At 49.1% G+C, this 17,568-nt stretch carries 20 protein-coding genes; 4 read left to right on the top strand and 16 right to left on the bottom strand.

Going from position 1 to position 17,568, the window contains the following annotated elements; all coding sequences use genetic code 11:
- The first annotated feature begins 5 nt into the window (after positions 1-5).
- Together QQL65_RS13250 and QQL65_RS13245 are read left to right on the top strand one after the other, a co-directional pair.
- Positions 6-782, top strand: coding sequence for a TatD family hydrolase (locus tag QQL65_RS13250; protein WP_284365313.1), 777 nt, complete (start codon positions 6-8; stop codon positions 780-782).
- On the top strand, positions 779-1,594 hold the full coding sequence (locus QQL65_RS13245) for an MBL fold metallo-hydrolase (RefSeq protein WP_284365312.1): 816 nt from the start codon (positions 779-781) through the stop codon (positions 1,592-1,594). Before QQL65_RS13250 ends, QQL65_RS13245 begins: the two co-directional genes overlap by 4 nt.
- 217 nt (positions 1,595-1,811) lie before the next feature.
- On the opposite strand, the gene QQL65_RS13240 is transcribed toward QQL65_RS13245, so the two are convergent.
- The 15 genes from QQL65_RS13240 to QQL65_RS13170 all read right to left on the bottom strand — a co-directional run bounded on the left by QQL65_RS13240 (position 1,812) and on the right by QQL65_RS13170 (position 15,096).
- Positions 1,812-2,663, bottom strand: a complete 852-nt coding sequence (locus tag QQL65_RS13240; protein WP_284365311.1) for an amidohydrolase family protein — start codon at positions 2,661-2,663, stop codon at positions 1,812-1,814.
- Between the two features lie 11 nt (positions 2,664-2,674).
- Positions 2,675-3,517, bottom strand: coding sequence for a fumarylacetoacetate hydrolase family protein (locus tag QQL65_RS13235; protein WP_284365310.1), 843 nt, complete (start codon positions 3,515-3,517; stop codon positions 2,675-2,677).
- A gap of 11 nt (positions 3,518-3,528) precedes the next feature.
- Complete coding sequence (locus QQL65_RS13230) at positions 3,529-4,266, bottom strand: SDR family oxidoreductase (protein ID WP_284365308.1); 738 nt, start codon at positions 4,264-4,266, stop codon at positions 3,529-3,531.
- Positions 4,267-4,280: 14 nt separating this feature from the next.
- Positions 4,281-5,471, bottom strand: coding sequence for a UxaA family hydrolase (locus tag QQL65_RS13225; protein ID WP_284365306.1), 1,191 nt, complete (start codon positions 5,469-5,471; stop codon positions 4,281-4,283).
- Positions 5,468-5,809, bottom strand: coding sequence for a UxaA family hydrolase (locus QQL65_RS13220; RefSeq protein WP_284365304.1), 342 nt, complete (start codon positions 5,807-5,809; stop codon positions 5,468-5,470). The genes QQL65_RS13225 and QQL65_RS13220 overlap by 4 nt, the downstream gene beginning before the upstream one ends.
- Before the next feature lie 3 nt (positions 5,810-5,812).
- Positions 5,813-6,469 (bottom strand): RraA family protein, encoded by a 657-nt coding sequence (locus QQL65_RS13215; RefSeq protein ID WP_284365302.1) that lies wholly within the window; start codon positions 6,467-6,469, stop codon positions 5,813-5,815.
- The gene (locus QQL65_RS13210) at positions 6,462-6,791 is read right to left on the bottom strand and encodes an L-rhamnose mutarotase (RefSeq protein WP_284365301.1); all 330 of its coding nucleotides are present in this window, start codon (positions 6,789-6,791) and stop codon (positions 6,462-6,464) included. The genes QQL65_RS13215 and QQL65_RS13210 overlap by 8 nt, the downstream gene beginning before the upstream one ends.
- A gap of 10 nt (positions 6,792-6,801) precedes the next feature.
- The gene (locus QQL65_RS13205) at positions 6,802-7,911 is read right to left on the bottom strand and encodes a mandelate racemase/muconate lactonizing enzyme family protein (RefSeq protein ID WP_284365300.1); all 1,110 of its coding nucleotides are present in this window, start codon (positions 7,909-7,911) and stop codon (positions 6,802-6,804) included.
- Positions 7,904-9,022, bottom strand: coding sequence for an ABC transporter ATP-binding protein (locus QQL65_RS13200; RefSeq protein ID WP_284365298.1), 1,119 nt, complete (start codon positions 9,020-9,022; stop codon positions 7,904-7,906). The genes QQL65_RS13205 and QQL65_RS13200 overlap by 8 nt, the downstream gene beginning before the upstream one ends.
- Before the next feature lie 2 nt (positions 9,023-9,024).
- Positions 9,025-9,870: a carbohydrate ABC transporter permease gene (locus tag QQL65_RS13195; protein ID WP_284365296.1), complete on the bottom strand. Its 846-nt coding sequence runs from the start codon at positions 9,868-9,870 to the stop codon at positions 9,025-9,027.
- Positions 9,870-10,784 (bottom strand): carbohydrate ABC transporter permease, encoded by a 915-nt coding sequence (locus QQL65_RS13190; RefSeq protein ID WP_284366294.1) that lies wholly within the window; start codon positions 10,782-10,784, stop codon positions 9,870-9,872. The genes QQL65_RS13195 and QQL65_RS13190 overlap by 1 nt, the downstream gene beginning before the upstream one ends.
- Before the next feature lie 94 nt (positions 10,785-10,878).
- Positions 10,879-12,195 (bottom strand): extracellular solute-binding protein, encoded by a 1,317-nt coding sequence (locus QQL65_RS13185; protein ID WP_284365293.1) that lies wholly within the window; start codon positions 12,193-12,195, stop codon positions 10,879-10,881.
- Positions 12,176-13,399 (bottom strand): CaiB/BaiF CoA transferase family protein, encoded by a 1,224-nt coding sequence (locus tag QQL65_RS13180; protein WP_284365292.1) that lies wholly within the window; start codon positions 13,397-13,399, stop codon positions 12,176-12,178. The genes QQL65_RS13185 and QQL65_RS13180 overlap by 20 nt, the downstream gene beginning before the upstream one ends.
- Before the next feature lie 2 nt (positions 13,400-13,401).
- A complete protein-coding gene (locus tag QQL65_RS13175) occupies positions 13,402-14,538 on the bottom strand; it encodes an extracellular solute-binding protein (RefSeq protein ID WP_284365290.1) in 1,137 nt (378 codons plus the stop codon).
- Positions 14,539-15,096: a MaoC family dehydratase gene (locus QQL65_RS13170; protein ID WP_284365288.1), complete on the bottom strand. Its 558-nt coding sequence runs from the start codon at positions 15,094-15,096 to the stop codon at positions 14,539-14,541. It abuts the gene before it with no gap.
- A 93-nt stretch (positions 15,097-15,189) separates the two neighbouring features.
- Between QQL65_RS13170 and QQL65_RS13165 the strand changes: the two genes are divergently transcribed.
- On the top strand, positions 15,190-15,642 hold the full coding sequence (locus QQL65_RS13165; protein ID WP_284365286.1) for a MaoC family dehydratase: 453 nt from the start codon (positions 15,190-15,192) through the stop codon (positions 15,640-15,642).
- The gene (locus QQL65_RS13160; RefSeq protein ID WP_284365285.1) at positions 15,642-16,703 is read left to right on the top strand and encodes a Gfo/Idh/MocA family protein; all 1,062 of its coding nucleotides are present in this window, start codon (positions 15,642-15,644) and stop codon (positions 16,701-16,703) included. Before QQL65_RS13165 ends, QQL65_RS13160 begins: the two co-directional genes overlap by 1 nt.
- Here the strand turns inward: QQL65_RS13160 and QQL65_RS13155 are convergent.
- Positions 16,700-17,470 carry an IclR family transcriptional regulator gene (locus QQL65_RS13155; RefSeq protein ID WP_284365282.1) on the bottom strand — a complete coding sequence of 257 codons (771 nt, stop codon included), beginning with the start codon at positions 17,468-17,470 and terminating at the stop codon, positions 16,700-16,702. The two genes, QQL65_RS13160 and QQL65_RS13155, sit on opposite strands and share 4 nt — an antisense overlap.
- Positions 17,471-17,568: the final 98 nt, after the last annotated feature.

Here is a 17,568-nt window from a genome sequence, read left to right as displayed (position 1 = left end):
CTTCAATGCTCGTTGATAGCCACTGCCACTTAGACTTTGATGCACTTCAGGATGACTTTGAAGGCGTTCTGGCGCGTGCCAAGGATGCTGGTGTCGACCGCATGGTGACCATCTGCACGCGCGTCAAAAAGTTCGATCAAATCAAACGTATCGCTGAGCAAAATGACAATGTGTTTTGCTCTGTTGGCACGCATCCACACAATGCAGACGAAGAGCTCGACGTCACCACCGAGCAGCTCGTTGAATTGGCGCAGCACCCCAAGTGCATTGCGATCGGCGAGGCAGGTTTAGATTATCATTATGACAATGCGCCACGCGATGCCCAAGAAGTTGGTTTTCGTCGCCACATTGAAGCTGCGCGTATCACCCAATTGCCGTTGGTGATCCACACTCGCTCAGCAGACGACGACACAATCAAAATCCTGCAAGAAGAAACCAAAAAGGGGAGCTTTCCCTTTGTTTTGCATTGTTTTTCTGCTGGGTTGGAGTTGGCCAAGATCGGCGTTGAGCTAGGTGGATATGTTTCATTTTCAGGCATTGCAACGTTCAAATCTGCACAATCCATTCGTGATGCGGCCCACGCGGTTCCAAATGAGCGTATTTTGGTAGAAACCGATGCACCGTATTTGGCGCCCGTTCCGCATCGCGGCAAGTCCAACGAGCCGAGTTTTGTGCGCCACACCGCTGAATATTTAGCGGCTGACTTAGGTGTCTCTTACGAGGAGTTTGCAGCGCAGACTACCACCAATTTTGACCGTTTGTTCTCAAAGGCGGCCGGATGAGTTCTAGGCAAACCATCGATGTGACAATCCTTGGCTGCGGATCCTCTGGCGGCGTGCCACGTGTTGGCGGGAATTGGGGAGATTGCGACCCGACGAACTCCAAGAATCGGCGGCGGCGGTGTTCGCTTCTAATTACTGCAACGGCTGAAAATGGCGGTCAAACCAATGTGTTAATCGACACCGGGTGCGATATTCGAGAGCAGCTACTTGATGCGAATGTGCCAAGTGTTGACGCCGTTTTTTATACACACGATCATGCCGACCATACACATGGCATAGACGATCTGCGTGTGTTGGCGTTGAACGATCGAAAACGTGTTGAAGTTTATGCAAACAAGCCAACTTTAGATCGTTTGCACTCGGCATTTGGTTATTGTTTTCAGGCACCTGTCGGTAGTCCATATCCGCCAATTCTCAACGGCAACGAGATTGTCGCTGGTCAGTCGGTAAAGATTGACGGTGAGGGCGGTGCAATCACCCTGCACGCTTTTGACCAGGAACATGGCAGTATCCGTTCGCTTGGATTTCGCATCAAGAATCTCGCATATTCTTGCGACGTTTCGGACATTCCAAATTCTTCGTTCAGTGCACTGAGTGGTCTAGATGTCTGGATTATCGACGCGCTGCGGCGCACACCACATCCAAGCCATTTTTCGCTCGACGATGCTTTGCATTGGATCGTACGGTTCAAACCTGGACAAGCATATCTTACAAACATGCATATCGACTTGGACTACGAGACCGTGCGGAATGAAACACCGGAACATGTTGAGCCGGCGTTTGACGGTTTGCGGATACGTATCGCCGGATAATACCTAAGAAGCGCAATTGGTTCTCGTGCGTAGCAGGAACCTAATCTAATCAAGTCCTTGCTGTAACAACACTCGGCTTTACCTATAAGTTCCATAATATATATTATGCGAAATTGCAATTTGCTGATGTGCGTAGGCCCTTGGTGTCTTTGTTTGCTAAGAGTTCTTACCGTCTAACCCCAATGGCAGACTACATGACGCTCACAAGTGCTGATGTTCAAACAGCAACCCCATAAATTGATCGAGCATTCTCTGAGAATATCTTTGATTGCGTTTCGATCGTTTCTTCGCCCAAGATGCGCTTCGTTACGTTCAACCAGTCAGGCAGACCTTCTGCCATGTTGACGACTGGCCAATCGCTGCCCCAAACGCAACGATCAGCACCAAATTGTTCAACGACAAATTCAATATATGGCCGGACAGCGACTTCACGATCCTGATCAGGTGCGCAATACGCAACCAAGCCCGATATTTTGCAAGCTACGTGATCCATTTTTGCGAGTTCTGCAATTTGTGATTTCCAAAACTTGTAATCGCCATTTGCAATATTAGGCACACCACAATGGTCAAGAACAAGTTGGGTATTGTCACATGCTGCGGCAAATGCATTCGCCACATCGAGTTGCGCTTCTAGAAAACACATATCGAATGTCTTTTCGTGCGCACCAATTCGACGCACATTTTTGCGAAACGCAGCATCTTTCGAAACAGAATTGTCCACGACATGCAAAATTCTGCGATAGCCCAGTATCAAAGGCTCATCGACGGTTTGTTCAAGCCACTGTTCAAACTCTTCTGTATGCTCAGGAAACGCTGCGGCAATTACACCAACGGTGTTGTTCGACGGATCGCGAGCGAGGCTGATTGCAAACTCAGTCTCGTCGCGATAGTCATTTTCATCAACACCTGTTTCCATAAAAACTGATGCAGAAACTTGACCACCTGCCAACGCTTCGTACGAAGAGACATCATACTGTTTCTCATGAAGAACTGGCAGTTCATTTGCCCACGAATAACCGAATTGCTTCGGGTACATTAGATGTTGATGCGTGTCGATTAATGGGGACATGGCGACCTCTCCTATCCTTGAATGACAGTTTGTTGCTGTTCACCCAATCCCTGAATACCAAGTTTCATTTTATCACCTGGCTTAAGGTAAACTGGCGGGTTCATGCCCAAACCAACGCCCGGAGGTGTGCCGGTTGAAATAATGTCGCCGGGTTGTAGGCTCATAAACTGAGAAACATAAGCCACGAGGTGCGCAACCCCATACACCATGGTTTTAGTATTACCGCTTTGATGGCGTGCACCGTTGACTTCTAAGTACATATCTAGGTTTTGAGGGTCAGCAATTTCGTCTTTGGTCACGAGATATGGACCAATTGGCCCAAATGTATCTGCAGATTTTCCTTTGACCCACTGCCCTTGCCGTTCTATCTGGAATTCGCGCTCGGACAGATCGTTGATCACGCAGTAGCCAGAAACATAGTCAAGGGCGTCCGCCTCTTCCACATACTTAGCCTCTTGGCCGATCACAACACCCAATTCGACTTCCCAGTCCGTTTTGGTAGAGTTGCGCGGGATTTCAACATCATCATTTGGGCCGATGATAGCGGAAGTTGCCTTCATAAACATCACGGGCTCAGATGGAACATCAAGGCCCGACTCTGCTGCGTGGTCGGCATAATTGAGCCCTATGCAGATAAATTTTCCAACATTGGCGACACATGCACCAATGCGCTCATTCGCATCTAACTCGGGCAAAGTCGACAAGTCCAACGCTTGTAGTTTTGTGAGTGTTTCAGCGCCCAACTTGTCTCCCGTTAGATCACCAATGTGAGCGGAAATGTCCCGATAAATACCGTCTGCATCAAGAATGACGGGTCGTTCTTGCCCCTTCGGACCAACACGCATAAGTTTCATTTTTTCTTTCCCTAAATTGTCCAGCCGCCATCAATGGCAAGCGCTTGTCCTGTGGTGTATGCCGCGAGATCACTGGCCAAATATGCTACCAATTCTGCTATTTCTTCTGGCTCGCCGATACGGCCCATTGGCTGTCGGGCAATAAACTCAGCTCTTGCTTGTTCATAATTGCCATCAGCAGACAATCGTCCCTCCAGCGACGGCGACTGCACAGTACCGGGGCATATGGCGTTACAACGTATTCCTTGCGTAACGTAATCTGCAGCAACGGATTTGGTGAGGCCAATGACAGCGGCCTTTGAAGCACTGTACGCACATCGGTTCGGCACACCTTTGAGACTGGATGCTACAGAAGACATGTTGATGATTGAGCCGCCGCCATTATCCAGCATTTTGGGCAGAAATGCTTTGATCATTTGATACATGGCTGTCACGTTCAAAGAGAATGAAAAGTCCCAATCCTTGTCTTCACTTTCAAGAATTGAACCATTTGCAACAAAGCCAGCGCAGTTAAACAGAACATCTATGGACCCAAGGTCAGCAGCCAGGTTGGCGATTGCCTGACTGTCCAACACGTTCAACACCGAAACTCTGCATTCAGTTTCACCGACCAACGAGTTCAGACCCTCTTCATCTATATCTGTCGCAATTACTTCTGCCCCACCCTCAATAAGGCGCAAAACACTAGCACGGCCAATACCTTGGGCCGCGGCTGTAACCAAACACTTCTTTCCTTTAAGTGAAGTCATATCATTCTACTCTTCTATGCGTGCGGCAAACATGCCGGTCCAATGGGCTCAAAACTCTTGTACGTCAAAACAAACTCTGTATGACCCAGCTCCTCAGAACAGGTCATTTGGCCACGGCCAACCTTGCCAACTAGATCAAATATCTCATCACCCACCTCATCTAGCGAGCCGTCACCGTCCAATATTCGTCCAGCGTTTACATCCATATCCTCGGATAAGCGCGAATAGGTCAGCGGATTTGCGCAGACTTTGATAACAGGTGATATTGCGGACCCAACGACCGAACCTCGACCCGTTGCAAACAAGATTACATGTGCCCCGCAGGCGATGAGCTCTACAATTTCGGCATTGTCGACAATGTTTGGGAAGCCAAACCGTACCTCGCCATCTGGGACAACATCTAGCAAATATAACCCGCCAGCTGGCGCCAAATCACCAGGCTTCAACAATCCTGAAATCTTTGACTTTCCGCTCTTGGCATATGCACCCATTGATTTCTCTTCGATGGTCGAAAGCCCACCATCCGCATTGCCAGGCGCAAAGCTAGGATACCCTAGTGTTTCATAGTAGCGTGCGGCTTTTTCAACGGATTTAGTTAGCTCTTCGCCTAGCTCAGGCGTGATGGCTCGCTGCGCCATATGCGTTTCACAGCCGATCAATTCTCCGGTTTCTTCAAAAATGCACGTTGCATCTTGTTCAACGAGCTTATCAAAAGCCCGGCCGATTGCCGGGTTCGCCGTCAAACCGCTCGTACCATCCGAGCCACCGCAAATGGTGCCAACGACCAATTCAGAAACGTCCATCGCTACAATTGGAGTTTCATCAAGTCTCTTCTTCGTTTTTTGGACCCAGTCAATGCCCTTTTGGACAGTCGAGCGTGTGCCCCCCTCACCTTGTATTGTTAGAACATCAACAGGGCGATCGCTCTGTGCGATAACATCCTTAAGCCTTAGTTTGTTGAACCCTTCACACCCCAAAGACACAATTAGAATTGCGCCAACATTTGGATGTGTGCAAAGTTTCTCCATCATCGACTGCGCGTATTCATTGGGATAACAGCCTGGAAACCCAACGACTTGAACATGTTGGGGCGTAAATTTCTGCGCAATCTGGCGCGCCACGTGATGCGCACACTCCACCAAATACACCACAAGTGTCACATTTCGGATGCCCTTGCGGCCATCAGAACGTAGGTAACCATTCATGAATTGTTGTCCTCTTGTGTTCCCGCTAGCACTGTATTTGCCAAATAGTTGGACTGGGTGTTGTGCACGTGCACCAACTGCCCCACCGATATGTCAGAACTTGCAGTGCCAATCACCGCGCCATATTTTTTGATCTCATCACCTTTTTTGATTGGTTTTCGTGCGATTTTGAAGCCAATGCCAGCATTGCGATCCAACCGTACATATTCGCCATCAATCGGGATCGCTTCCCCAGCCCGGATCGGGCGCGCTACCCCCAAAACGTTGTCATCATCATCCAACAACAACAGCCGATTGTCAGTCGGTTTAGAGAGCCGTTTTTTTGTATCATCGTTCATAGTCTAGAACTTTCCAAACTCGAGATAGGCTTCTTGGGGATCCATGCCACCAAGGATTGCAGTTCGCACTTTGCTCTCTGTCTGCATTGCCATAACTGACTTGGCGGTAATGTCTTGCACTTTAGCCTTGGGCACACGCACCAACCCGTCCAGATCACCGAGGAGAAAATCACCTGGCTGAATGAGGACGTCACCTATAATGATGTCGACGTCGAAACCCGTCGGCAACCAATGACCAACGACGTCTCTTGGCGTGTGAAACCTCCGCCAAGCTTGAAATCCTTGTGCTTTCAAAAAGTGGGTATCGCGGATTCCCCCATCCACAACACAACCCAAAACACCTTTTGATTTTAGCGTTTCAGAGGACAACTCGCCCATGTGCGCAATTGTGCGGTCATTTGGTTGAGATACCCAAATGCGACCTGGTTTTGCTCTTGAAAGCAAACCCGTCCACTCCAACAACGTCTGGTGTCCGTCAGCGGTCTCATCAACCCGCCCTTCAATGGTGAACACTGGGCCGCAAAGCACTTGATCGGGCAAAAGCGCAGTGATTTCGCTTGGAAATGTGAAGTTTCGGAAACCTTCTTTGCGCATGATGTCGTGGACAACGCCGGTGTAGCATTTGGACAAATCATCCGTGAGTTTTTTCAATTCAGGCATGGTAGAAAACCTCTTCCATCATTGCCCACCACTCACCTTCTTTGCGGGTGTCGAGCGCCTTCTGGCATGGAATGCAAACATCCCACCATTCTTGGGTAATTGGCAGACTGGCCATCTTCTGCATATCTGCTTCGAAATCGTCACCGACGTACTCCCAATAACCGAACAGCAAGTTCTCCGGTTCACGCAGGAATATTGAATAGTTAGTCACGTTGCAGTCTGACAAACTTCGCAGGATCTCCGGCCAAACATCAGCGTGTAGGGCTTTATATTTTTCGATGAACTCTGGTCTGATACCAATGACCATTCCCATTCGTTCCATTGTGAACTCCCTAGTTTATGACCGCTTCAGACCCATCAGCTTTAAGTCTTGCGATTGCCTCGAAATCCCAATCAATGCCCAAGCCAGGTTCATCAGATGGCACGCCAAAACCGTCTTCAATTTTCATCGAAGAATTCGTCAAACGGTCAAGCTGCGGAATGAATTCAAGCCAGTTGGAATTTGGGACAGCGCAGCAAAGCGAAACATGCAATTCCATCAGAAAATGCGGACACACTGCGACGTTGAATGCTTCTGCCACATGAGCGACCTTTAACCAGGGTGTGATGCCACCAATGCGCGCAACATCCACTTGAATAATCGAGGCAGCATCGCGGCGTAAATATTCATTGAACTGGGAGATCGAGTACATGCTTTCACCAACCGCAATAGGAATACTCGTGGATGCGGCTAGGTTTTCGTGCGCGCCGACATCATCGGCGTGCAATGGCTCTTCAAACCACCCAATGTTGAATTCTTCTAGCACCCGTGCACGACGGCGCGCTTCGGAAAGACTGAAGCTTTGGTTTGCATCCGTCATGATTTCAAAGCGATCGCCAACCGCATTTCTCACCGCGCTCAACCTTGCAGCATCGTCGGCGGCCAATTGATGACCAATTTTGATCTTTGCGCCCTTAAATCCTTCGGCTTTTCTTGCCTGTGCATCCTCGACCAGTTGTTCGGGTGAAAGGTGCAACCATCCACCTTCCGTTGAGTAAAGCTGGATACGTTCCTTTGCACCGCCTGCCATTTTGTGCAGCGGTTGATTTAGTTTTTTACATTTCAAGTCCCAAAGGGCTGTATCGATTGCTGCAAGTGCCAGAGATGTAATAGCACCAACACTAGTCGCATGAGTTGCAAACAGCATATCGCGCCAAATCTTCTCTATTTGCATGGGATCACAGCCGACCAGCTTGGGCAACAAAGTGCGCTCTAAGAGTGACATGATGGCCGGACCACCCTGCCCGATTGTGTATGTGTAGCCGACCCCGATTGCGCCATCGCTATCCGTGATTTTGACAATCGGTGTCTCTTGACTTTCGAAACTCTGGATGGCGTCAACCCGCTTCACCTTTGGTGGCAGGTCGACCATCAAGATTTCAATGCGCTCGATCTTAGCCATTGGCATCGCCAAGTACGTTTTGGCCGCTTGCTGCGTCGAACAAATGAACACGATCCATCGCCAAATTGAATGTAAGGCGTTCATCAAGTTCAATCGGACGAGGGTTAAGCATTTTGCCCTGTACTTCTTTTGCTCCAATTGAGGAGAAAAGAATTGTTTCAGTGCCTAGTGGCTCGGAGATAGAAACCGTAAGATCAAAACTCACCGTTTCGCCGTCTTCCTTCATGCCATGTCCTACTGGTGTCAGATCGTCAGGACGGATACCGACAGTGATGTCCTGCCCTACGCTGACACGGTTTTTCGAGCGCTTTGGAACCGGAATTAGGATGTTGTCGGCTAGCGTGATCTGCAGACCTGATTTTCCACCATCAACAACTTTTCCTTCCAACTGGTTCATAGGAGGACTGCCAATGAATGATGCGACAAATGTATTCACGGGATGGTCGAACACCTCTAGCGGTGTCCCCACCTGCTCTATATGGCCGTCGCGCATTATCACAATCCGGTCGGCCAGCGTCATCGCCTCCACTTGGTCGTGCGTAACGTAGACGATGGTGTTGTTAACCCGCTTGTGTAGCTTCTTGATTTCCGTGCGCATTTGCACGCGCAGCTTCGCATCTAGGTTCGACAAAGGCTCATCAAACAGGAACACATCGGGATTGCGTACAATCGCGCGCCCCATGGCCACACGCTGACGTTGTCCACCTGATAGCGCTGCTGGCAAACGATCCATCAGCATACCAAGTCCCAAAATTTCAGCTGCTTCTTCAACCCGATTTTGAATTTCGCTTTCTGGGTGTTTTGCGATCTTCAAACCAAACCCAAGATTGTCGCGAACAGTCATGTGCGGATAAAGCGCGTAGTTTTGGAACACCATCGAGATGTTGCGATCACGCGGTGCCAATTTATTGACGACTTTGTCGCCAATCTTAATGGTGCCACCCGAAATCTCTTCAAGTCCTGCAATCATCCGTAATGTTGTGGATTTTCCACATCCTGACGGACCGACTAAAACAACAAACTCTGAGTGTCTGATTTCAAGGTCGATGGCATGAACAACTTCCAGTTGTCCGTAACGTTTTACAACTTGGCTGAGTGATACTTCAGTCATTTTTATCCCTTTACGCCGCCGAACGTCAGGCCGGCAATGAGGTGTTTTTGAACAAGGAAAGTCAGGATCAGCGCTGGCACGATAATGATAAATGCCATTGCGCACATGCCCGCCCAATCCGTCGTGAATTGTGCAATGAAGTCGGTTAAGCCAACTGGTAGTGTCTTGCTGTTTGTGGACCGCGTCAGATTGCTTGCGAGGGCAAATTCGTTCCAGCTCGTTAGGAAAGCAAAGATTCCTGCGGATGCGATTCCGGACTTGGCGAGCGGAAACTCGATCTTCCAAAATGCCTGCCAACGCGTACATCCATCAACTTCGGCTGCTTCTGCGAGTTCCTTTGGAATCTGGCGGAAAAACCCATCAATCAACCAGATCGTGAACGGCACGTTTAGCGCGACATAAACAAGGATCAATCCAAACTGTGTGTCTATCCAGCCAAGGCGAGCCCATACAATGAACACTGGTAAGCTAAGTGCAATTCCAGGGACGGTGCGAGACAGCATCAACCCCAAGAACAGCGTATCTTTGAACTTAAAGCGATACCGCGCGAATGCGTAACCGCCAGAAATACCCACGATGATTGCAATCGCCGTGCTGGTGGTAGCGATGATTATCGAGTTGCGGAAATACGCCAAAACTGGGATGGCAATCTGTGTTTCACCAATGCCAAATATGGCATAGAAATTGTCTAGCGTTAGGCGCTGAGGTATCCATATTGCCGGTTTCGCTAGGATTTCTTGCAAGGGCCGGAAACCGGAAAGGATGACCCACAGACCTGGCATCGTGATGATGAGCATTACGATGAAGGTGACAATCCAGCTGATGATGGCTTTTGTTTGAGTGCTCATTAGAGTGCGCCTCCCATGTAACGTCGGGCAGCAACGAGTTTAGAAAAGAAGTAATATGTGAAAGCGATCGAGAGAATGATCGACACATAGGCCATCGCATTCGCCATACCCATGTTCGCGCTGTCGTACCCTGTTCGAGCGATAAGTGTCCAAAGCAGCTCCGTGCGCCCCGCAGGCCCGCCTCCGGTCATAGTGTCCACCACGTCATAGGCACGGGCGACATCAAGTGAGCGAATAGTCATCGCGATATAGGCAAAGGGCATCAAAAATGGCAGCGTGATGTGTCGAAAAGTCTGCCACGCATTGCACCCATCAACTTGGGCCGCTTCAAGAGGGTCTTTTGGCATCGCGAAAAGGCCAGCGAGCAACAGAATGGCAAAAATACTTGTGCTCATCCAAATCTCAGCGAAGGCAATCGCTCCCATGGCGAGCCAACCATCAACGAGCCAAGGTATTGCAGCTTCCGTGATCCCAAGCCCCTGCAACGCATTATTCAAGATGCCGACATTGTCGTTGAAAATGAATTTGAATTGAAAACCAACCAGAATGGGCGAAAACATCATGGGAAACATCATGATGGTGCGCATCGTGCGTTGTCCCCACGTGATCTTGTTGATCAGAAGTGCGATACCAAGCCCAAGTAGGAACTCGAGATTAATCACAACAGCGAGAAATCCGACGGTCCTAAAAAACGCGACCCAAAAATCCCAATCGCCAAAAATTCGGACATAGTTCCTGAAACCAACAAGCTTAAAAAGCGTATCGGGTCTAGTTAATTTGTACCCAGTGAAACTGGTGTAAAGCGAGAAGATCAACGGAAACAAAACAACGATCAAAATCATGATCACTGCCGGCAACAACAACACATACGGTGTGGCCTGTTCCGAGAATAGTTTTCTCTTTATGTTTGTCATGACTGACATGATTTCTCCAACGACTATATGCCAGATAGGTGGCAAATGAGTGGGGTCGTAACCCCACTCCTAGTTCTGAGGTTGCGGCCAGAGGTCAGCCTTCATCCTCGATGAGTTGGTTTGCAGCGGCAGCTGCATCATCCAACGCTTGTTGCGGTGTTTTTTCACCAACGATTGCGGCCTGAAGCTCAGGGAAGAGCTCATTTGAAATTGGAATCCACAATGGTGTTGAAGGAACCGCGAATGCGTCCTCAGCCATGGAAGCCCCATAGGTTTCAAACACCTCCACCAGCCAGTCGTTGCCAGCAGCACGTGACTCTTCGATTACAGCTGCGATTGCATCTGGACGCGTTGGCAATAACCCTGTGCGACCTTCAAGCAATTGACTGTCAAAGTTGGTTAGGAAGGTGACAAAAGAAGCTGCTGCTTTTTTGTTGTCACAGGCCTCAGTGATTGAGAATGAGTGTGAACCTGACCAACCAGTACGCTTGCCGCTGGAGCCTTTTGGCGCGCGGATGAGCCCAACATCGCCTTGGATTTTGCTGTCCGCACTGTTGAAGAAGGTTGCCCAACCACCCCAATCAAGGTTTAGGGCGACCGTACCTGAAGCAAAGCCTAGACCTGTTTCATCCCACAGGTAGTTTGGAACCCCAGCTGGAACAGCTTTGGCTTCGTAAAGGTCAACGAACCACTCAAGTGCGCGAACACCTTCAGGCGAATTAAATGCAACTTTGCCGTCGGTTCCAAAAAACGTTCCGCCCTCTGCCACAAGCATTTCATAGAAACGGCCCGAGATGCCTTCGTCCTTGCCCACATATTGTGTTCCGTAGAAGTTCGGTGGATCAGCAAAGAAAATTGCCTGGTCTTTCACCTGGTCCCAAGTCTCAGGCGGCATAAGATCATAGCCATACTCGGCCTTAAAATCGGCCTTGTTCTGCTCGTCTTCATAAAGCGATTTGATGTAGTACAAGTTCGATACGTCAGAGTGACGCGCCAGTTGTACCAAGCGGCCATCAACCATGCTTGAATTGTTGACGTTTTCGGAAATGGCGCCAACTACATCTTCATCCAAAACAACGCTTAGATCGATATAGAGTGAGCCATATTGTGGTGCGAAGCTAGTGTGGTTCGAGCCAACACACCAATTGATTGAACCCGAAGCGATATCCTGTTTAATTTCGCGGTCCAACTCAAAGTGGTTTTTCCGTGATAAAATTTCTACTTTCGCGCCCGTTGCTGCTTCCCATTCCGGAATTCGCGTGTACAAAGGCTCATATTGCGCACCACCGATAAGCTTCACCTTCAGCGTGTAGCCATCAAATTCGCCCGCGCTCGACGCGCCGGCAAACATTGTGACGGCTGTGGCACCTGCCAACAGCACAGTCGATAGTTTACTTAACAATCTCATCATATCCTCCCTTGGTGATAGATTGGTCGTTCAAAGTCGTGAGGTCAAACTCACGGTCGATTTCAGCATTGTGCTGGCCAATGATCGGCGCCGGTTTTGTGCTCTTGAGCACCTCGCCATCCACCCTTATTGGAGAACGCATTGCTGTCATGGAAGCGCCTTTTCCAAGGTCAATTTCTTGGAAAAAGTCGAGTTCTTGAAAACTTGTTGATTGGAACAATTGCGGCCAATCCAAAACTTCTGATGCCCACACATCGTGCGCAACGAAGAGCTTCATCCAGTGTTCTGATTTTTCGGATGCAAGGTGCTGGGCAAGGATGCGCTTTATGTGATCGCGTTGCTCAAACCATTGAGTTTCATCACTAAATGCCTCGAGTGCCGCGCAACTGATAATCTCACCAAGCTTGACGACTGACATCATCGCCAATGCAATGAAACCGTCCTTCGTTGAATAAACGCCATATGGGGCAGAAAGGTAGGCATGTGCATTATTGAAGCTACTTCGTTTGGGCAGTCTCTTCTTTTGGTCATTTACATGCGTAGTCAGCACTTCAAATTGGAAGTCGACCAAAGCCTCAAGGAGGCTGGTCTGAATATGCGCGCCCCTGCCCGTTCTGCCGCTCTTGATAAGTGCGGCCAGGATACCTTGCACGGCAATATTTCCAGCGAGTTGATCAGCTACTGCCAATCCCATAGCGGTAGGCGCATCGCCATCATCACCTGAGAGCCATAGTAAGCCCGACTTTGCTTGCGCCAATAAATCTTGCCCAGGCAAGTCTTTCCAATCACCTTGCTCTCCATAGCCAGAAATTGAAGCGTAGACCACGCCCGGGTTGATCGCCCTTATCTGTTCGTAGTCGAGACCAAGCCTTTGCATAATGCCGGGGCGAAAGTTTTGAATGATGACATCAGCCTTCGAACAGAGCGTACGAACGCGCTCAAGATCATCGCTGTTTTTCAGGTCGGCAGAGTAGCTTTGTTTGTTTCGGTTGATTGCATGAAACAGCGTGTTGGCGCCATCCACTTCGACGTCAGTCAGGTAAAGATAGCGGCACAAGTCACCAACTTCCGGCCGTTCAATTTTTATGACGCGGGCGCCCATATCGGCGAGTTTAAGGCCTGCCAGTGGACCGGCGAGGAACTGCGAAAAATCGACCACTAGCAGGCCATCCAACATCGCATTTTCATTTGCGTTGTAGAGATTCATAATCAAAAACTCCTCTGATAGAGGACATTGATTTTTCGCGCCGCTTCATTTTCCGATATGGCGCCCATTAAGCAATCACGCACGATGTCGCCAGCGACATCTTGAAACGCCATATATCCTTTGTGGCGGGGTCGTAGGTATGAATTTTCCAGCGTTGCTATTGTATTTGCGAAGAAATTTGAAGCACCGGCGTTACAGCGCTCATCCGTCCAAGCTACGTTATTTGCCGGTTGACCACCTGCATCAAAAAACAAGCCTGACTGACACTCTGCCGATGCTATCCAGTACGCATATTCCAACGCCAAGTCTTTGTGTTTGGTGCGCGCAGAAATCGCTATTCCTGTTCCACCGATTGGAGACCCAATTGGACCGCTTCCTGCAAACGAGGGAATGTTCGCAACGCTAACTTGATTTGGCCGGAAGCCTTGGCGAGAGTAGTTTGTATAGCCGTAAAGATAGGGACAATATGAATGGCTATTTCGACAAGACAACCATTCATAAGCGCCAATTGGGTCGAGAAAGAACGACTCTTGAGGCACATGATCACTAACCCGTTTCATTTGGCGTAAGGCGTTTGCGCCGACTTCCAAATCTACTCCGGTCGGTTCAGCTCCAAAGTCAGAACCGCAGTTTGAAAGCACATTGAAGTAGCTCATAAGGGCATTGATTGGGATTAAGGGCCAAATAACCTGACCGGCCGAAGCCAATGCTACAACCTCATCCCAGCTTTTTGGCGCGCGCTCTAAAATGTCAGCGCGGTACGCCGAAATCGGTGTGGCGGCATCAATTGCTAACGCCCACTGGCGGCCACTGAAGTTGTATGACGGATGCGAAACGCCAACAGATTGTTCTGAAAGGACCTGCAGTTTGTCATCATATCCCTGCCCATCGAGCGGCAGCAATATGCCTGTCGAAGCGATGTCACCAACGTGCGGGTGATCGATCACCATCAAATCGTATTCGTTCGCCATATCTTGGATTGGCCGATCTGCGAAGGCCTGAAGCGAGCGTTTTTCCCAAACGATTTGCACTGCGGGTGAACGTTTTTCGCAAAACACTTCAGACGTAACAACCATCGGATCATAACCGCGCGCATGATCCCACGTCATGCCCTTCAGCGTGATGAATTCCTTTCCCATTTACGCCTTTCCTGCCGCGCGATTTGCACTGCTTTGCAATGTTGTGGCGTCCTGGTACTTCACGGTCATTAGATGCTCGCAATAAAGCACCTGCACGCCTTCCTCTTTGAAGACGCTGTAGCTTACCTTCACCAAACCCATGTCATCATACTTGGGCTCCTTAGAAAGGTTTTCGCGAATTGTGTAGATCGTGTCGCCAATGAATACTGGCTTGATGAACCTTAGGCGGTCGTATCCATAAGAGAACGAGTTCAAACAGTTTGTTGCTGCAAGACCCAAGCCGTAAGAAAACACCTGCGCCCCTGCTACGAGCCGTTTGCCAAATACACCTTCTTTTTCTGCAAAGTGCTGATCAGCCACATATGGGTGCAGATCCATGACCATCATATTGAATTGCATCGCCTCACCTTCTGAGATGGTGCGCCTTAAGCTCCTGATCTGATCTCCAACAGTGAAGTCCTCGTAAAACCAGTTCTCGGCATTCCAAACAGGAATCGCGCCATGCTCCTTAGGCATATCTACCGGCGGCCTTACATGACTTCCTATTTGAACTGACATTGTTCGCGTGCTCCCTGAATTTTCCTCAACTTAAACTTGACTATTTTATATGTCAAATCTATTTTTATATACAAAAGTAGAAGGATATTTGTAATGCACGAAGAGCCCAGATATTTCGAGAGTTTTGAACTCGGGGAGCGGCGAACAACACTTTCACGAACCATAACTGAGACGGACTTCGTCGTTCACGCGGGGCATAGCGGAGATTTTTTTCCCCATCACATGGACGAGGAGTTTTGTAAGACCCAACCATTTGGCAAACGAATTGCGCACGGAACAATGACATTTGCGATTGGGATTGGCTTAACAGCCACCATCATCAATCCACATGCCATGACCTACGGATACGAGCGCCTGCGCTTCCCGAACCCAGTTTTTATCGGCAACACAATTCACACTGAGATTGAGATTTCACGAGTTTTGGATGATCCAAAACGACCCGCATTTGGCCAAGTTATAGAGAGCTGTTCAGTCAAGAACCAAAAAAACGAGACAGTTTTGTTTTGCGAACATATTCTGCTTGTAAAGAAACAAGGGAGCCATTGATGCAACTCCAACAAAAATGGAAACTGCCGTCCCGAACCACTCCAATTGTGATCATAGGCGCTGGCGGCATAGTGACTGACGCGCACCTCCCTGCTTACGCTCAGTCTGGCTTCACTGTTCTGGGCATTTTTGATCTAGACCCAAAACGCGCAAGCGATGTCGCCAAAGAATGGGCGATTGAAAACACATTCTCTTCGCTTGAAGACGCCATTAGATTCGGCTCGGAAGTGATTTACGACCTTGCATTGCCACCTGCCGCAATTGCGCCCGTTCTGAGCAAGATCCCTTACGGGGCGACAGTCCTTATCCAAAAACCAATGGGTGCCGATTTCGCACAAGCTTGTGAGATACTAAGAATTTCTCGAGATAGAGACTTGAATGCAGCTATAAATTTCCAACTACGTTTCAGCCCCCAAATGCTCGCTGTTCGCGACGCGATTGAACAAGGCGTGCTTGGCGAACTGCTAGAAATTGAAGTGAATTTGAATGTAAACACGCCTTGGCACCTTTTTCCATTTCTAAAGACAATGGATCGCGTGGAGATCGCGGTGCATTCAATTCACTATTTGGATTTGATCAGATCACTCGTTGGCGCGCCAAAGGGCGTGTTCGCCCGCACAATGGGTGACCCTCGCTCCCCAGATATGGCACAAACACGCACGACGGCCATGCTAGATTATGGCGACCAGTTGCGATGTGTGCTCTCGATCAATCACAATCATGATTTTGATCCCAAATTCCAAAATTGCAAATTTCGTTTTGAAGGCACGAAAGGTGCACTCATCACACAAATCGGCGTTAACTTGAATTACCCTGAAGGTGAGCCCGACGAACTATGGCATGCAAAGTCTGGCGGCGAATGGGCGCAAATACCACTAGAAGGGTCTTGGTTCATCGACGCATTTGTCGGTGTCATGAGTAACGTGCAACGTTTTCACACAGGAGAAGACAAGTTCCTTGTAACATCAGTGGAAGATTGCATTGAAACCATGGCCCTAGTTGAAGCCTGTTTTGAAGCGAACGAACTGGCATCACACAGGCTGCCATCTGCTGATATTTAGTCGCTGTGCCGAGCGGGTCCACCTAGCTGAACCGAAATCGTGTCGGCGGCATCCAGCAAATGCTGTCGACATTCTTCTATGGGTACGCCGCCGTGAAAACGACCTATGTAGGGAATTGTCAGTGCCGCCGCAGCGAAACCATCAAACCCCAAAATTGGCGCGCTGATGTTTTCAACCCCTTTAACGACAAAGCTCTGCATTTGCTCAAAACCCATCCGAGCGCTTTCGGTTAGCTCTTTGCGCAACGTCGCAATTGAAATGCCATCCGGATGCGGAATTGTCTTGAATGCGTTTTCGAGTTCCGCAGGATCGCTATTAGCCAAGATTACCCGACCAGAGGAAGTGCGCCATAGATCAATTCGGGCCCCCATACGAACGCTTAGAACATTGTTGCCAGGATTATCGACCTGCCCAACAATTACAACGCTATGCTCTGAGCGAACCGCAAGGTGGCATGATTGGTTACACTTCTTGGCGAGCTGTTGCATTACTGGAGCTGCGGCAACAGTAAGACGTTTGACAATGGGTATACGGTGAGCAAGCTCAAATAAGTGAGTGGTGAGGTGATAACGATCACTTTGCTCATCAAGCGCAATCAAACCACGTTTGCGCAGTACATGTAGCATCCGAAATATTTCACTGACTGAACGTCCAAGCCTGCTTGCAATTTCCCCTTGCGTAAGACTGGTTCCTTCAGATGCCAGGATCTCGATGATATCAAGACCTTTATCAAGAGCTGGCGCCTTATATTTATCGGACTGTTCCATACGTGCCTCTTTCTTCGCACTTTCATATATGAAACGAATATGGAAGAAACTCAAGACAAACTTATCTCGGTCGCCGATGATAATTCAGCGCAGGACGA

The sequence above is a fragment of the Maritalea porphyrae genome, from assembly GCF_030159895.1.
Classification (GTDB): domain Bacteria; phylum Pseudomonadota; class Alphaproteobacteria; order Rhizobiales; family Devosiaceae; genus Maritalea; species Maritalea porphyrae.
This window is presented reverse-complemented; position numbering and strand designations above follow the sequence as displayed.

What these genes read in the sequence shown, in the direction of transcription:
- QQL65_RS13250 (WP_284365313.1), top strand. Translation starts at nt 6, where the DNA reads ATGCTCGTTGATAGCCACTGCCACTTAGACTTTGATGCACTTCAGGAT.
- QQL65_RS13245 (WP_284365312.1), top strand. Translation starts at nt 779, where the DNA reads ATGAGTTCTAGGCAAACCATCGATGTGACAATCCTTGGCTGCGGATCC.
- QQL65_RS13240 (WP_284365311.1), bottom strand. Translation starts at nt 2,663, where the DNA reads ATGTCCCCATTAATCGACACGCATCAACATCTAATGTACCCGAAGCAA.
- QQL65_RS13235 (WP_284365310.1), bottom strand. Translation starts at nt 3,517, where the DNA reads ATGAAACTTATGCGTGTTGGTCCGAAGGGGCAAGAACGACCCGTCATT.
- QQL65_RS13230 (WP_284365308.1), bottom strand. Translation starts at nt 4,266, where the DNA reads ATGACTTCACTTAAAGGAAAGAAGTGTTTGGTTACAGCCGCGGCCCAA.
- QQL65_RS13225 (WP_284365306.1), bottom strand. Translation starts at nt 5,471, where the DNA reads ATGAATGGTTACCTACGTTCTGATGGCCGCAAGGGCATCCGAAATGTG.
- QQL65_RS13220 (WP_284365304.1), bottom strand. Translation starts at nt 5,809, where the DNA reads ATGAACGATGATACAAAAAAACGGCTCTCTAAACCGACTGACAATCGG.
- QQL65_RS13215 (WP_284365302.1), bottom strand. Translation starts at nt 6,469, where the DNA reads ATGCCTGAATTGAAAAAACTCACGGATGATTTGTCCAAATGCTACACC.
- QQL65_RS13210 (WP_284365301.1), bottom strand. Translation starts at nt 6,791, where the DNA reads ATGGAACGAATGGGAATGGTCATTGGTATCAGACCAGAGTTCATCGAA.
- QQL65_RS13205 (WP_284365300.1), bottom strand. Translation starts at nt 7,911, where the DNA reads ATGGCTAAGATCGAGCGCATTGAAATCTTGATGGTCGACCTGCCACCA.
- QQL65_RS13200 (WP_284365298.1), bottom strand. Translation starts at nt 9,022, where the DNA reads ATGACTGAAGTATCACTCAGCCAAGTTGTAAAACGTTACGGACAACTG.
- QQL65_RS13195 (WP_284365296.1), bottom strand. Translation starts at nt 9,870, where the DNA reads ATGAGCACTCAAACAAAAGCCATCATCAGCTGGATTGTCACCTTCATC.
- QQL65_RS13190 (WP_284366294.1), bottom strand. Translation starts at nt 10,784, where the DNA reads ATGACAAACATAAAGAGAAAACTATTCTCGGAACAGGCCACACCGTAT.
- QQL65_RS13185 (WP_284365293.1), bottom strand. Translation starts at nt 12,195, where the DNA reads ATGATGAGATTGTTAAGTAAACTATCGACTGTGCTGTTGGCAGGTGCC.
- QQL65_RS13180 (WP_284365292.1), bottom strand. Translation starts at nt 13,399, where the DNA reads ATGAATCTCTACAACGCAAATGAAAATGCGATGTTGGATGGCCTGCTA.
- QQL65_RS13175 (WP_284365290.1), bottom strand. Translation starts at nt 14,538, where the DNA reads ATGGGAAAGGAATTCATCACGCTGAAGGGCATGACGTGGGATCATGCG.
- QQL65_RS13170 (WP_284365288.1), bottom strand. Translation starts at nt 15,096, where the DNA reads ATGTCAGTTCAAATAGGAAGTCATGTAAGGCCGCCGGTAGATATGCCT.
- QQL65_RS13165 (WP_284365286.1), top strand. Translation starts at nt 15,190, where the DNA reads ATGCACGAAGAGCCCAGATATTTCGAGAGTTTTGAACTCGGGGAGCGG.
- QQL65_RS13160 (WP_284365285.1), top strand. Translation starts at nt 15,642, where the DNA reads ATGCAACTCCAACAAAAATGGAAACTGCCGTCCCGAACCACTCCAATT.
- QQL65_RS13155 (WP_284365282.1), bottom strand. Translation starts at nt 17,470, where the DNA reads ATGGAACAGTCCGATAAATATAAGGCGCCAGCTCTTGATAAAGGTCTT.